The sequence below is a fragment of the Bradyrhizobium sp. USDA 4011 genome (assembly GCF_054063415.1).
Genome location: NZ_JBSSGG010000001.1, coordinates 4,250,692 through 4,264,359, shown reverse-complemented (window position 1 = coordinate 4,264,359; position 13,668 = coordinate 4,250,692). Strand labels below are relative to the sequence as shown.

Below are 13,668 nucleotides of genomic sequence, written 5' to 3'. Positions count from 1 at the left end.
TATTCCCCAACTCGAACCGCAGGCAGGCTTTCGCCGCTTCAATCCGTTCCCATATAGCATGGGCCGATTTTGCTGATACGGCGATGAACAGGGCAGGACATTTCGATGGCGCTGACAGCAACGATGTCGCGACGGCTGTTTGCCGCTCTCCTCGTGATCGGCATCGCGGCTCCCGCCCTCGGTCAGGTGCAGCGGCGCGCTTACGCGCCCTCAGCCACCAATACGATTCAAAGCATTCGCGCCGAAAACGGCATGGTGGTGGCGCAGGAGAAGCTGGCGGCGCGGGTCGGCACCGACATCCTGCGGCAAGGCGGCAACGCCGTCGACGCCGCGGTCGCGACCGGCTTTGCGATGGCGGTGACCTATCCGCGCGCCGGCAATCTCGGCGGCGGCGGTTTCATGGTGATCCATCTCGCCGGCCGCAACGAAGATGTCGCAATCGATTATCGCGAAACCGCGCCGCAGGCCGCCTCGCGCGACATGTTCCTGAACGCCGACGGCAAGCCGGACCCAGACAAGTCGCGCAACTCCGCGCTCGCGATCGGCGTTCCCGGCACGGTCGCGGGCCTTGCGCTGGCGCTGGAGAAATACGGCTCCGGCAAGTTCACGCTGGCGCAGATCGTCAAGCCGGCGATCGATCTCGCCCGCGACGGCTTCATCGTCACCGACGATACGTCGGACACGCTGTCGGACATGTATCGCCGCATGTCGCGCTGGCCGAACTCGGCTAAGACGTTCTCGCATGCCGACGGCGCGCCGCTGCATGAGGGCGACCGCCTGATCCAGGGCGATCTCGCTGGCGTACTGACGGCGATTGCCGAGCAGGGACCGCGTGGCTTCTACGAGGGCGCGGTCGCCGAAAAGCTTGTCGGCGGGATCAGGAATGCCGGCGGCATCTTTACGCTCGCGGATCTGAAAGCCTACCAGCCGGTGATCCGTACGCCGATCCGCGGTACCTATCGCGGCTACGATATCGTCTCGATGCCGCAGCCGTCCTCCGGCGGCGTCGTGCTGCTGGAGATCCTCAACATCCTCGAAGGCTTTCCGATGTCGGACATGAAGCAGGGCTCGGCCGCCTCGCTGCATGTCATGATCGAGGCGATGAAGCGGGCCTATGCCGATCGCGCCCGCTATCTCGGCGACCCCGCCTTCGTCGACGCGCCGACCCAGCTGCTGATCGACAAGGATTATGCCGCCAGGCAGCGCGCGACCATCGACCTTGCCCGCGCCACGCCCTGGACCGATGTGCGCAACGCCAAGCAGCCGCATGAGGGCGACAACACCACGCATTATTCGGTCGTCGATGCCAGCGGCAACGCCGTCAGCAACACCTACACGCTAAACTTCCCCTACGGCGTCGGCCTCGTCGCCGACGGCACCGGCGTGCTGCTCAACAATGAGCTAGACGATTTCACCGCCGCGCCCGGCGCCTCCAACGCTTTCGGCCTGGTCGGCTTCGAGGCCAATCTGCCGGGGCCCGGCAAGCGCCCGCTGTCGTCGATGTCGCCGACCGTCGTGCTGAAGGACGGCGAGCCGGTGCTGGTGACGGGATCGCCGGGCGGCAGCCGCATCATCTCCGCGGTGACGCAGATCATCGTCGACGTCATCGACTACAAGATGGACATCGCGGCCGCGGTCGCCGCGCCCCGCATGCATCATCAATGGCTGCCCGACGAGGTCCGGATCGAGCGCGGCTTTCCCGACGAGGTGCTCGCCGAGCTGCGCGCCAAAGGCCACAAACCGGTCGAGCCGCTCGGCTACTCCTCCGCGAACTCGATCCTCGTCACGACCAGCGGTCTGCTCGGCGCGCCCGATCCGCGGACACGCGGCTCGGAGGCCGCGGGATACTAGAGCTTGATCCGGACCGGTACGGCCGCGCTAGCGCAAAGTGCGAAGCGGTTTTCCCGCGACAAACGCGAAGGGTTTGCGCCGAGACCATGCTCAAACTAAAGACCTAGATCGGCAAACGCGGCTTTGCCCGGCCTGCAACATCGCGATAGATTGGCGGCCCGCGCAACTCCGGCCGCGGATCGCAAACAGCCGGTGAAAGATTTCTCCGGGGAACGCGCATGAGCACGGCCGAATCCAAAACGATCGAAGTCGCAGAGATCGAGGACACCAGTCTCCTCGCCTTCTATCGCGACATGAACCTGCCGGAGCGGCGCACGTTCTGGGCCTGCGCCTCGGGCTGGACGCTCGACGGCATGGATTTCATGATCTATCCGCTGGTGATCGGCACCATCATCACGCTGTGGAAGGTCGATGCCGGCACCGCGGGGCTCGCCGGCACCGTGACGCTGCTGGCTTCCGCCGTCGGCGGCTGGCTCGGCGGCTATCTCTCCGACCGGATCGGGCGGGTCAAGACGCTGCAGCTCACCATCATCTGGTTCTCGTTCTTCTCGCTGGTCTGCGCCGTGGTGCAGAATTTCGACCAGCTCCTGATCGCCCGCGCGCTGCTCGGCTTGGGCTTCGGCGGCGAATGGGCGGCCGGCGCGGTGCTGATCGGCGAAGCGATCCGGCCGCAATATCGCGGACGCGCGGTCGGCTCGGTGCAGTCGGGCTGGGCGATCGGCTGGGGCCTCGCGGTGCTGGCGCAGGCGATCCTGTTCTCGATCCTGCCTCCGGAGAACGCCTGGCGCTGGATGTTCGTGATCGGCGCGCTGCCGGCGCTGCTGGTGTTCTACCTGCGCCGCTATGTCACCGAGCCGGAAATATCCGCCGCGACGATGGCGCAGCACCAGGCATCCGGCAGCGGGCCCGCCGCCTTGTGGGAGATCTTTCACGGGCCGATCCTGAAGACCACGGTGCTGGCCTCGCTGGTCGGCACCGGCATGCAGGGCGGCTATTACGCCGTCACCTTCTGGGTGCCGCGCTTCCTCACCACCGAGCGCAAGCTCTCGGTGGTCGGCTCGACCGGCTATCTCGCGACGCTGATCATCGGCTCCTTCATCGGCTATCTGGTCGGCGCCTGGCTCGCCGACCGGATCGGCCGGCGCAATCTGTTCCTGATCTTCTCGCTCGGCGCCATCGCGATCGTGCTGCTCTATACCCAATTGCCGCTGTCCAACGAGGTGCTGTGGGTGCTGGGCTTCCCGCTCGGCTTCTTTGCCTCAGGCTATTTCTCCGGCATGGGCGCGTTCCTGACCGAGCTCTACCCGACCCGGCTGCGCGGCTCCGGCCAGGGTTTTTGCTACAATTTCGGCCGCGGCGTCGGCGCGCTGTTTCCGTTCCTGGTCGGCGCGCTCTCGACCACGACAACGCTCGCCAACGCGATCGCGATCTTCGCGGTGGCGGCCTATGGCGTGTTCTTCATCGCCGCCTACGCGCTGCCGGAAACTCGCGGCCGCGTGCTGCATGCGGGTGGGTAGCGCTGTAACAGGTGCGCGATGGCCGCGCCGCTTGCTCCGTCGTTCCCTCCCCCCTTGCGGGGGAGGGCTAGGGAGAGGGGTGGCCGCGAAGACGGTGCTTGTGGCTTACCCCTCTCCCCAACCCTCTCCCGCAAGGGGGGAGGGAGCCCTGATAGCGTGGGTCCCTAACGAAAGAGGAGTCGTCGCATGACAACGCTCAAAGGCAAGACGCTGTTCATCTCGGGCGCGAGCCGCGGCATCGGGCTGGCGATCGCTCTGCGCGCCGCGCATGACGGCGCCAATGTCGCGATCGCGGCGAAGACCACAGAGCCGCATCCGAAGCTGAAGGGCACGATCTACACCGCCGCCGACGAGGTCCGCGCCGCCGGCGGCAAGGCGCTGCCGGTGATCTGCGACATCAGGGACGAGGCGCAGGTGATGGCGGCGATCGAGCAGACCGTCGCCGAATTCGGCGGCATCGACGTCTGCGTCAACAATGCCAGCGCCATCAGCCTGACCAATTCGCAGGCGACCGACATGAAGCGCTACGATCTGATGATGGGGATCAACACCCGGGGCACCTTCATGGTGTCGAAATACTGCATCCCGCATTTGAAGAAGGCGGAGAATCCACACATCCTGATGCTGTCGCCACCGCTCGACATGAAGACCAAGTGGTTCGAGCATTCGACCGCTTATACGATGGCGAAGTTCGGCATGAGCATGTGCGTGCTCGGACTGGCCGGTGAGCAAAAATCCGCCGGCATTGCGGTCAACGCATTGTGGCCGCGCACCACGATCGCAACCGCCGCGGTCGGCAATCTGCTCGGCGGCGATGCCATGATGCGCGCCAGCCGCACGCCGGAGATCATGGGCGACGCGGCCTATGCGATCGTCACGCGGCCATCGCGCGAGTTCACCGGCAATTTCTGCATCGACGACAAGGTGCTCTACGCCAACGGCGTGCGCGACTTCGAGCGCTATCGCGTCGATCCCTCGGTGCCGTTGATGTCGGATTTCTTCGTGCCCGACGACGACGTGCCGCCGCCCGGCGTCACCGTGCAGCCATTGCCGTCGGCGGGCGGCGCGCAGACGTCGCGTTAATCTAGACGGCCGACGCGTTGAGCTGCGCGCGCCAATGCTGCACGCGCTCCTTGAGCAGCGTATCGCGGACATAGGCAAGCACCTCGTCCTCGATCCGCTCCAGCGTTTCGAGCGAGAGATTGTCCGCGCCATGCGCCGACCAGGCGCGCTGCAGCTCGGCATTGCGGTGGCTGCCCATCCGCAGCGTGAACCAGATGCGGTTCTGGATTTTCTCCAGATCGAGCGCCTGCCCGACCCAGACCTCCCCGGTCGCGCGGCAGCGGATCGCGAACACGCCGGCCACAGCAGCGCGCTTCTTGTAGTCGGCAATGGCCAGCTTGCGGTCCTCGGTCTTCATAGCGGCTCCTGTCGTATCGGCGCTAGTTATATCCGGGTATTATTGACAAGGCAATTATGCCCGGGTAAAACGCCGCCACCGAACGCGAATGGGACGAACTGACATGGACGCCACGTGCCATCTGGAGCCGACGTGGAATGCCGGGCGCGACTTTGCCCAGCGCGAGATCACCGGCGAGCTGGTGATGCTCAATCTGCTGCGCTTCCGCGACATCGCCGACTATTCGCAAAGCCCGGAGCTGGCCCCGCCGCACCCGGTCACGGGTGCGGAAGCCTACGACCGCTATGTCGCGCACACGCTGCCGCATCTGCGGAAGAGCGGCGGCGACATCCTGTTCGTGGGTGAAGGCGGCTCTTTCCTGATCGGGCCCGAGGGCGAGCGCTGGGATCGCGCGATGCTGATCCGGCAGAAGAGCCGTGGCGCGTTCCTCGCCTTCGCGGTGGCAGAGGCCTATCTCGCCGGCATCGGACACCGCACCGCGGCGCTGGCCGATTCACGGCTGCTGCCGTTGGTCGAGCTGCCGCGATGAGCGATCAGTTAGCGGCCAACCTCGTAAGGCCCGCCCTTCTCGAGCGCCCGCGCGTAGGCCGGGCGCGCGTGGATGCGCTCGAGGAAGGCAACACATTTCGGGTGCCCGTCCGCGAGCCCGCCGCGCGCAGCGGCCGCCTCCAGTGGAAAGCTCATCTGGATGTCGGCGCCGGAGAATTCGTTGCCGGCGAACCACTCGCTCTTGCCGAGCTCGCCTTCCCAATAGGCCATGTGCTGCTTGAGCTGCGGATTGACCAGCGTGGACAGCGCCTGGTTCGAGACCTTGCGCACCAGCGGCCGCAGCAGCGCCGGCGCGCGCTTCGGCATCAGCGTGAACAGCAGCTTCAAGAGCAACGGTGTCATCGCCGAGCCTTCGGCATAGTGCAGCCAATAGGTGTAGCGCAGCCGCTCCGGCGTATCGGCCGGCGGGATCAGACGGCCGTTGCCGTAGGTCGCGATGATGTATTCGAGGATCGCGCCGGATTCCGCGATCGTGTTGCCATTGTCGGTGACGACAGGCGACTTGCCGAGCGGATGGATCGCGCGCAGCTCCTTCGGCGCCCGCATGTCGGGCTGCCGCTGGTAGCGCACGATCTCGTAGGGCACGCCCAATTCCTCGAGCAGCCACAGCACGCGCTGCGAGCGGGAATTGTTGAGATGATGAACCGTCAGCATGGGCGTCCTCTGAAATGTCGGCGCAATCGGGCGGCGTGTGGCGCCAGCCGGGAACAGGAAAGTCGAGATCCACGCGCCGTGCTTGCTGGAAATCACCCGGGCAATACGTCGCGCAATCTGAGAGGTCTACCATGAATCCTGCCTATGTCGCCTTCGAAGGCGAGCATCGCATCGGGGCCGGTGACCTCGCGGAGGTCGCACGCGCCGCCAAGCAGCTGCTCGACCGGCACAAGGACGCCGCGGTCCTGGTGTTCAACGGCCGCACCTCGGCGCTGGTCGATATCGATTTCCGCGGCACGATCGACGACGTGCTGGCTCGGCTGCGGAAGCTCGCGCCTCCGGGCGACGAGGAGCCGGCAACGCCGGCCGCGCCGCGCGGTCCGGGACGGCCGAAGCTTGGCGTCGTCGCGCGTGAGATCACGCTGTTGCCGCGCCATTGGGACTGGCTCGCGCAGCAGAAGGGTGGCGCATCGGTTGCGATCCGCAAATTGATCGACGAGGCGCGGCGCGCGAGCGGCGACAAGGACCGCACGCGCAGCGCCCAGGACGCCGCCTATCGCTTCATGACAACGATGGCCGGCAACCGGCCAAACTACGAGGACGCGATCCGCGCCCTGTTCGCGCACGACCGGCGGCGCTTTGCGACGCTGATCGCGGACTGGCCTGCCGATATCCGCGACCACACGATCCGGCTCGCCTATAGCGATCAAGCGGACTGACGCGCGATGCCGTATTTCAACGAGCAGCCGCGAACGGAATGTCGTCCCTGCGAAAGCAGGGACCCATAACCACCGTAGTAGTTGCAGCGCGTCGAACTAGCCGCGTGCCCTTTTGCAAGAGCCGCGGCGTATGGGTCCCTGCTTTCGCAGGGACGACAGTGGTGCGCTGCCTGACCTGACCTACTCACCAAGCCGCATAAGCTCGGTACCATATTTGGAAGTTGAACGTGTCCAAGCCTCCCTCCCTACGCAAAGCCTTCCTGTCGTTCCTGGCGCCGATGCTGCTCAGCAACGTGCTGCAGTCGCTGTTCGGCACCATCAACGGCATCTATCTCGGCCAGATGATCGGCGTCGACGCGCTCGCCGCGGCGTCGGTGTTCTTTCCGGTGATGTTCTTCTTCATCTCCTTCGTGATCGGCCTGAGCGCCGGCGCCTCGGTGATGATCGGCCAGGCCTGGGGCGCCGGCGAGCCCGACCGCGTCAAGGCGGTCGCCGGCACGACCATGACCGTGACCCTGCTGCTGGCGCTTGCGATCGCGATATCAGGCGGCCTGTTCGCCCGCCCGCTCTTGATCGCGCTCGCCACGCCACCAGACGTCCTCGACGCCGCGGTGTCCTATGCGCGGATCATGATGATCACGATGCCGGTGACCTTCGCATTCCTGCTGCTCGCGGCGATGATGCGCGGCGTCGGCGACACCGTGACGCCGCTGGTGGCGCTGACGGTCTCGACCGTCGTCGGCCTCGTGGTGACGCCCGCATTGATCCGCGGCTGGCTCGGCCTGCCGATGCTGGGCGTCGCAAGTGCCGCAATCGCCTCCGCGGTCTCCGGCGTCGTCACGCTGCTGTGGCTGCATATCCACATGCTGCGGCGCAAGCATCCGCTGGCCTTCGACGCCGCGTTCCTGCGCGCGATGCGGCCGAACGGCGCCCTGCTGCGCATCGTGCTGCGGCTCGGCATTCCGACCGCGATCGGCATGGTGGTGGTCTCGCTCGCCGAACTGGTGCTGCTCGGCCTCGTCAACGGGTTCGGCTCGGACGCCACCGCCGCCTATGGCGCGGTCAACCAGGTGATCGGCTATGTGCAGTTTCCGGCGATCTCGATCGCCATATCCGTGTCGATCTTCGGCGCGCAGGCGATCGGCCGCGGCGATGCCAACCGGGTCGGCGCCATCGTCCGGACCGGGATCGAGATGAATCTCGCGCTCACCGGCGGACTGGTGGTGCTCGGCTATCTGTTTGCGCGGCCGCTGATGGGCTTCTTCATCGTCGATGGCGCCGTGCTCGCGCTCGCGCAGCAGCTTCTCTACATCGTGCTGTGGAGCATGGTGCTGTTCGGCATGGCGACGGTGTTCTCGGGCGCGATGCGTGCCGGCGGCACGGTGTGGATGCCGCTGTTCATCTCGATCCTGGCCATGGCGCTGGTCGAGGTGCCGGTCGCGATCCTGCTCAGCCGCGCCATCGGCATCAGCGGCATCTGGATCGCCTATCCCGCCACCTTTGCAACCATGTTCGTGCTGCAGATGGCCTATTACGCCCTGGTATGGCGCAAGCAGACCATCAAGCGGCTGATTTGACATCGCGCACTGCTGCTCACATGATGAGTATCATATTCTCCTGATGGCGCCTGCGGCAGCAGGCCCATGCTCGAGAAAGGCCAAACCAGCCCAAACCAGACAGGCCGAGGGGAGAGACCGCCGTGAGCCAGAATCCGCAATTCCTGTTCGATTTCGGCAGCCCCAATGCCTTCCTCAGCCACGAGGCGATCCCGGCGATCGAGCAGCGCACCGGCGTCAAGTTCGAATACGTCCCGATCCTGCTCGGCGGCATCTTCAAGGCCACCAACAACAAGTCGCCGGCCGAGACGCTGGCGGGGGTCAAGAACAAGCCCGAGTTCATGAAGATCGAGACCGAGCGCTTCCTCAAGCGCTTCAACGTCAAGCCCTACGTCTGGAACCCGTTCTTCCCGGTCAATACGCTGAACCTGATGCGCGCGGCGGTCGCCGCCCAGCTCGAAGGCGTGTTCGAGAGATACATCGAGGCGGCTTTCCACCATATGTGGGTCGAGCCGAAGAAGATGGATGATCCGGAAGTGGCCGGCAAAGCCATCGCCGCCTCCGGCCTCGACGCCGCCAAACTGTTCGCCCGCGCGCAGGACGCCGACGTGAAGGCCAGGCTGATCGCGAACACCCAGGCCGCCGTCGAGCGCGGCGCGTTCGGCTCGCCGACCTTCTTCGTCGGCAACGAGATCTTCTTCGGCAAGGAGCAGCTGCGCGAAGTCGAGGAACTGGTGTCGGGAAAGTGAGATGAGCGAATGGCCAATAGCGGGTAGCGAATAGTCGACCCGCATCCTTATCTATTCGCCATTTCCCATTCGCTCTTCGCTCGCTTCCCGGGCAACAACAAAGAAGGACAAATTCCCATGCGCGTTCTCGTGGTCGGCGCCGGTGCGATCGGCGGTTATTTCGGCGGCCGGATGCTTCAGGGCGGCCGCGACGTTACTTTTCTCGTCCGGCCCCGCCGTGCCTCCGAGCTCGCCTCCGCCGGGCTCGTGATCAAGAGCCCGAACGGCGATGTCACCTTGAACAATCCGCCGACCGTGCAGGCCGACAAACTGTCAGACAAGTTCGACGTCGTACTGTTGAGCTGCAAGGCGTTCGACCTCGAAGACGCGATCAAGTCCTTTGCACCTGCGGTCGGCGACAAGACCGCGATCATCCCGCTGCTCAACGGCATGCTGCATCTCGATGCGCTCGACAAGAAGTTCGGCGCGCAACATGTGCTCGGCGGCCTCTGCGCGATCGCGGCGACGCTGAACGAGAAGCGCGAGGTGGTGCAGCTGCAACCGATGCAGTCGCTCGGCTTCGGCGAACGCGCCGGCGGCCTGTCGGACCGGGTACGCGCGATCGCGGAGACCTTCTCCGCCATCAACGGTGCGGCCGCCAGCGAGCACGTGATGCAGGATATGTGGGAGAAGTGGGTGTTCCTGGCATCGCTCGCCGCCTCCACCAGCCTGATGCGGACCTCGGTCGGCAACATCCTGGCCGCGCCCGGCGGCCAGGATTTCCTGCTCGGCATCCTCGACGAATGCAGCGCGATCGCGGCCGATGCCGGCCACGCGCCGGGCGGCCCGTTCTTCCAGCGCACCCGCGGGCTCTTGACCACCGAAGGCTCGCCGATGACCGCATCGATGTTCCGCGACATCAAGGCGGGGCTGCCGGTCGAAGCCGATCACGTGATCGGCGACCTGATCGTGCGCGCCGATGCCGCCAAGATCCCGGTGCCGAAGCTGCGCACGGCCTACACGCATCTCAAGGCGTATGAGAAACAGCGCGGCGCTTAACGCACAACCGGTGTCGTCCCTGCCTAGTGCGCAATTGCGCACTAGGCAGGGACGACGACCATTTTGCGGCTACAGATGCGCCAGATAATGCGCGAGCGCGGTGATCTCCTCCTCGCTCAGCGGATACGCCACATCGGCCATCGCCGCCTGCGCCCCGCCGGAGCGTACGCCTGATTTGTAGTCATGCAGCGCCTTGACGAGATATTCCTCGCGCTGGCCGGCGATGCGGGCCACCGCCTTGATGCCGGCGAAGCCGTCGCCATGGCATGAGGCACAGCGGCGGCCGGCGGCGGCCTGCTTGCCCTTCTCGGACAAGTCCGGATTGTCGTCCTTGCCGCCCTTGAACGGCGTCAGCGAGGCGAAATAGGCGCCGAGATTGCGGATGTCGTCGTTGTTGAGCTGCTCGACGATCGGCTGCATCTGCTCGTTCTTGCGCGCACCGGCGCGGAAGAACACCAGCTGCCATTGAATGAACTGGTCGAGCTGGCCGGCCAGCGAGGGAACGTTCTCGGTCTGCGAGATGCCGTTGTCACCATGACACCCGGCGCAGATGTCTGCCTTCGCCTTGCCGGCGGCGACATCGGCGGCCTGGGCAAGGGAAGTCATCGCGATCGCTGACGCGAACAGCATTCCGAATGACAAAAGGCGCATCGCCAGTTTTCTCCGCGTGTCATTGCCGGGCTCGACCCGGCAATCCATCTGGCTTGAAGAAGGGTTTCTTGGTTTGGATGGACGCCCGGATCAAGTCCGGGCATGACGAGGTGGTTCCGCGGCCGATCACAACGGAGGCTGCGGCCGCCTCATCGGCCGCCGCAGCCCCGCATGGGTTCAATCGTTACTTCTTGCTGTAGCTGATGCGATAGATCGCACCCGCCCAATCGTCGGCGACGAGAATGGAGCCATCCTTGTCGAGCAGGATGTCGGCGGGACGACCGAGATAGCCCTGGTCACCCTCGATCCAGCCGGAGGCGAAGATTTCCTGCTTGGCATTCTTGCCGTCGGGGCTCGCGGTGATCTTCACGATCCGGCCGCCCTGGTACTTGTGCCGGTTCCAGGAGCCGTGCTCGGCGATCAGGATGCTGTTCTTGTACTCCGCCGGGAATTGGCTGCCGGTATAGAACTTCATGCCGAGCGGAGCCACATGGGCGCCGAGATTGTAGACCGGCGGGGTGAACTCCGAGCACTTGTGACCCATCGCGAACTTGGTGTCCGGCAGGTTGCCCTGGTGGCAATACGGATAGCCGAAGTGCTCGCCGATCCTCGAGATCATGTTGAGCTTGTCGCTCGGCAGATCGTCGCTGATCCAGTCGCGGGCATTTTCGGTGAACCAGTACTTGCCGGTGCGCGGGTCGACGTCGCCGCCGACCGAGTTGCGCACGCCGAGCGCCCAGATCTCCGCGTTGCCGGTCTTGGGGTCGACGCGGCGGATCTGCGACACCGAGGTCGGCGGAATGCCGATGTTGAAGGGAGGTCCGAACGGAATGTAGAACCAGCCGTCCTTGTCGACGGCGATGTATTTCCAGCCATGCGCCGCGTACGACGGCATGTCGTCATACACCACCTTGCCGCTGCCGAGATTGTCGAGATTGGCTTCGGCATTGTCGTACTTGATCAGCTTGTCGACCGCGATGACGTAGAGCGCGCCGTCGCGGAAGGCGAGGCCGGTCGGCATGTTGAGGCCCTTGAGGATGGTCTTGACCTCTTTCTTGCCGTTGTTGTCCTTGATCGCATAGACGTTGCCGAGGCCGAACGAGCCGACGAACAGCGTGCCCTTGTCGCCCCAGGCCATCTGCCGCGCCGAGAGCACGTTCGAGGCATAGACCTCGATCTTGAAGCCCGGCGGCAGCTTGATCTTCTTCATCATGGTGGCGAGTTCGGCGTCGGATGCGCCGGTCGGCGGACCGGACGGCGGGGCAAGGCCCTTCTGCGCTTCGGTCTCGTCGCCGAGGAACCAGTCATCCGGCGGATGGGTCCAGAATTCCTTGGTGCCGGACTCGTACTTCTTCAGCGCCCGGTTCTTGTCGGTTTGTTGCTGCGCATTGGCGAAGGTTGTCCCCGCCAGCAGCGCAATCGCCGCGAACGCAAGTATGGATCGATTGAAAGCCGATTTCATCGCGTCACTCCCCTACGCAAGCCGTTGGAGCTTGCCTGTTATTGATTTTGAACGCCCTGAGAGATGATGGTGGCGGTCTGTGAGGTAGGTCAGACGGCAAAATGGTAGCACATCCATCGACGCTGAAAAGCGCATGCTCGGGTGTGCGCTGCGTCAAAACAAGTTGAGACGAAATTTGAGACGAGATTTTCCTGCGCTGACTGCCTGATAACAAGGCATTCTGCACCGCAGCGTGATATTCGAACGAAGCTAACGCTCGCGATCGCGTCTATCGCGACGAGAGGCGCGAAAGGCCGAGCGCCTGCGCCTCGGCTTTCGACAGCGGCCTGAACAACACGCTGCGTTTTTGCCCGCTGGAGATTGCTGCGATCTTGAAGCCGTCATCGGCGGCGATGATGTCGCCGGTCCGCAGCATCATGTCGTCCTCGATCGCAATCGGTGACAGTCCGGTGGACGCGCCGGAGCCGGAATGCAGCTTCACCTCGGCGGCGGCGCAGACCGCCTCGCAGGTCCTGACATCCGCCGCCGCGCTCACGCGCGGCAGCGGGAAGAAGCGGCCGTCGCCGGCCGCGGCATCTTGACCGCGAGATCACGGCGCTGCCTGAACTGCAAAACCGTCCGAACAGCAAAAAAGCCCGCACCAATGGGCGGGCCTTCATCAGACTGTCAGCTCGGTCAGCGAGATATTTTGGAGCGGGCGAAGGGGCTCGAACCCTCGACCCCGACCTTGGCAAGGTCGTGCTCTACCACTGAGCTACACCCGCATCCGAAATGGCGGCGATCGCTCGCCGGCAACGGCAGACCTATGCCAAATGCTGTCTGTGAATGCAACACAAGAGCGCGGTCCGAACTTCACGAAATCGCACGGTTTCCTTAAAAATTGACCCCGAATCGGCCGAAACCGGTCATCGCGACGATTTCTTTTTAAGTTTCGGCCGGAACCGGCCTCAGGGCCATCTCATCCAGGAGCGATTCGAGCCAGGACTCGAACAGCCGGCGAGCGTCTGCGCCAGTTCGACGCGGCGGTCCGAATCGCAATCGAACACTGCCCACCACTCGATAAAGGCCCGGTCGCCGTCGACCACCGGGGTCACCCGGAGGGTCGCGCTGAAGTCCGTCATCGGCAGGGTCGGCGGACCGGCAAATTCGTAGGTCTGGAAGCGCTCCACGTCGGACTGTGCGAGCAGCCGCTGCCGGATCCGCCGTTCCCGGTACAAGACGTTGCGCACGGCGCCGACGGTGTCGCCGGACTTGCCGTCCTCGATCTCGCTGGTGCCCGCACCGTGGACCCAAACCGGGTAATTGTTGAAATCGCGGATGATTTTCCAGACCTCGCCGGCCGGCTGCTCGAACACGGTGCTGTAATAGGCCTTTGCCATGGGCGATCCCCTGTTGCCATGAAGGAGCGCCATCGTCGGCCGTTCCGGACCTCAAACCCACCCGATCTCCGATGGAACGGGCCGGGCGGCGAGCGATTGAATTTTGCCGGCCAACCGCCATCT

The 13,668-nt window shown here is 64.8% G+C and carries 14 protein-coding genes and 1 tRNA gene; 8 read left to right on the top strand and 7 right to left on the bottom strand.

Annotated elements, in window-relative coordinates:
* Positions 1–105 precede the first annotated feature (105 nt).
* The 3 genes from ggt (at position 106) to ACVW1C_RS19965 (ending at position 4,451) form a co-directional block, all read left to right on the top strand.
* The gene (gene ggt / locus ACVW1C_RS19975; RefSeq protein ID WP_456759877.1) at positions 106–1,851 is read left to right on the top strand and encodes a gamma-glutamyltransferase; all 1,746 of its coding nucleotides are present in this window, start codon (positions 106–108) and stop codon (positions 1,849–1,851) included.
* Positions 1,852–2,069: 218 nt separating this feature from the next.
* The gene (locus ACVW1C_RS19970) at positions 2,070–3,368 is read left to right on the top strand and encodes an MFS transporter (protein ID WP_456759876.1); all 1,299 of its coding nucleotides are present in this window, start codon (positions 2,070–2,072) and stop codon (positions 3,366–3,368) included.
* A gap of 186 nt (positions 3,369–3,554) precedes the next feature.
* Positions 3,555–4,451 (top strand): SDR family oxidoreductase, encoded by an 897-nt coding sequence (locus ACVW1C_RS19965; RefSeq protein WP_456759875.1) that lies wholly within the window; start codon positions 3,555–3,557, stop codon positions 4,449–4,451.
* Position 4,452: 1 nt separating this feature from the next.
* Here ACVW1C_RS19965 and ACVW1C_RS19960 read toward each other — a convergent pair whose 3' ends face one another.
* Positions 4,453–4,788 carry a GIY-YIG nuclease family protein gene (locus ACVW1C_RS19960; RefSeq protein WP_456759874.1) on the bottom strand — a complete coding sequence of 112 codons (336 nt, stop codon included), beginning with the start codon at positions 4,786–4,788 and terminating at the stop codon, positions 4,453–4,455.
* A gap of 103 nt (positions 4,789–4,891) precedes the next feature.
* Between ACVW1C_RS19960 and ACVW1C_RS19955 the strand changes: the two genes are divergently transcribed.
* The gene (locus ACVW1C_RS19955; RefSeq protein ID WP_456759873.1) at positions 4,892–5,317 is read left to right on the top strand and encodes a DUF1330 domain-containing protein; all 426 of its coding nucleotides are present in this window, start codon (positions 4,892–4,894) and stop codon (positions 5,315–5,317) included.
* Positions 5,318–5,325: 8 nt separating this feature from the next.
* Here the strand turns inward: ACVW1C_RS19955 and ACVW1C_RS19950 are convergent, their stop codons facing one another.
* A complete protein-coding gene (locus ACVW1C_RS19950; RefSeq protein WP_456759872.1) occupies positions 5,326–5,991 on the bottom strand; it encodes a glutathione S-transferase family protein in 666 nt (221 codons plus the stop codon).
* Between the two features lie 131 nt (positions 5,992–6,122).
* Between ACVW1C_RS19950 and ACVW1C_RS19945 the strand changes: the two genes are divergently transcribed.
* The 4 genes from ACVW1C_RS19945 to panE all read left to right on the top strand — a co-directional run bounded on the left by ACVW1C_RS19945 (position 6,123) and on the right by panE (position 10,053).
* A complete protein-coding gene (locus ACVW1C_RS19945) occupies positions 6,123–6,710 on the top strand; it encodes a DUF2239 family protein (protein ID WP_456759871.1) in 588 nt (195 codons plus the stop codon).
* A 221-nt stretch (positions 6,711–6,931) separates the two neighbouring features.
* Positions 6,932–8,287, top strand: coding sequence for an MATE family efflux transporter (locus ACVW1C_RS19940; RefSeq protein ID WP_456759870.1), 1,356 nt, complete (start codon positions 6,932–6,934; stop codon positions 8,285–8,287).
* 122 nt (positions 8,288–8,409) lie between these two features.
* The gene (locus ACVW1C_RS19935) at positions 8,410–9,015 is read left to right on the top strand and encodes a DsbA family protein (RefSeq protein WP_456759869.1); all 606 of its coding nucleotides are present in this window, start codon (positions 8,410–8,412) and stop codon (positions 9,013–9,015) included.
* Between the two features lie 117 nt (positions 9,016–9,132).
* The gene (gene panE, locus ACVW1C_RS19930; RefSeq protein ID WP_456759868.1) at positions 9,133–10,053 is read left to right on the top strand and encodes a 2-dehydropantoate 2-reductase; all 921 of its coding nucleotides are present in this window, start codon (positions 9,133–9,135) and stop codon (positions 10,051–10,053) included.
* A 69-nt stretch (positions 10,054–10,122) separates the two neighbouring features.
* On the opposite strand, the gene ACVW1C_RS19925 is transcribed toward panE, so the two are convergent.
* The 5 genes from ACVW1C_RS19925 to ACVW1C_RS19905 all read right to left on the bottom strand — a co-directional run bounded on the left by ACVW1C_RS19925 (position 10,123) and on the right by ACVW1C_RS19905 (position 13,545).
* Positions 10,123–10,704, bottom strand: a complete 582-nt coding sequence (locus ACVW1C_RS19925; protein ID WP_456759867.1) for a c-type cytochrome — start codon at positions 10,702–10,704, stop codon at positions 10,123–10,125.
* Positions 10,705–10,888: 184 nt separating this feature from the next.
* Entirely contained in the window at positions 10,889–12,166 is a 1,278-nt protein-coding gene (locus ACVW1C_RS19920) for a PQQ-dependent sugar dehydrogenase (protein WP_456759866.1), read from the bottom strand.
* Between the two features lie 268 nt (positions 12,167–12,434).
* Positions 12,435–12,701, bottom strand: a complete 267-nt coding sequence (locus ACVW1C_RS19915) for a hypothetical protein (RefSeq protein ID WP_456759865.1) — start codon at positions 12,699–12,701, stop codon at positions 12,435–12,437.
* Between the two features lie 154 nt (positions 12,702–12,855).
* Positions 12,856–12,930, bottom strand: a tRNA-Gly gene (locus tag ACVW1C_RS19910).
* A gap of 183 nt (positions 12,931–13,113) precedes the next feature.
* On the bottom strand, positions 13,114–13,545 hold the full coding sequence (locus ACVW1C_RS19905; RefSeq protein WP_456759864.1) for an SRPBCC family protein: 432 nt from the start codon (positions 13,543–13,545) through the stop codon (positions 13,114–13,116).
* Positions 13,546–13,668 lie beyond the last annotated feature (123 nt).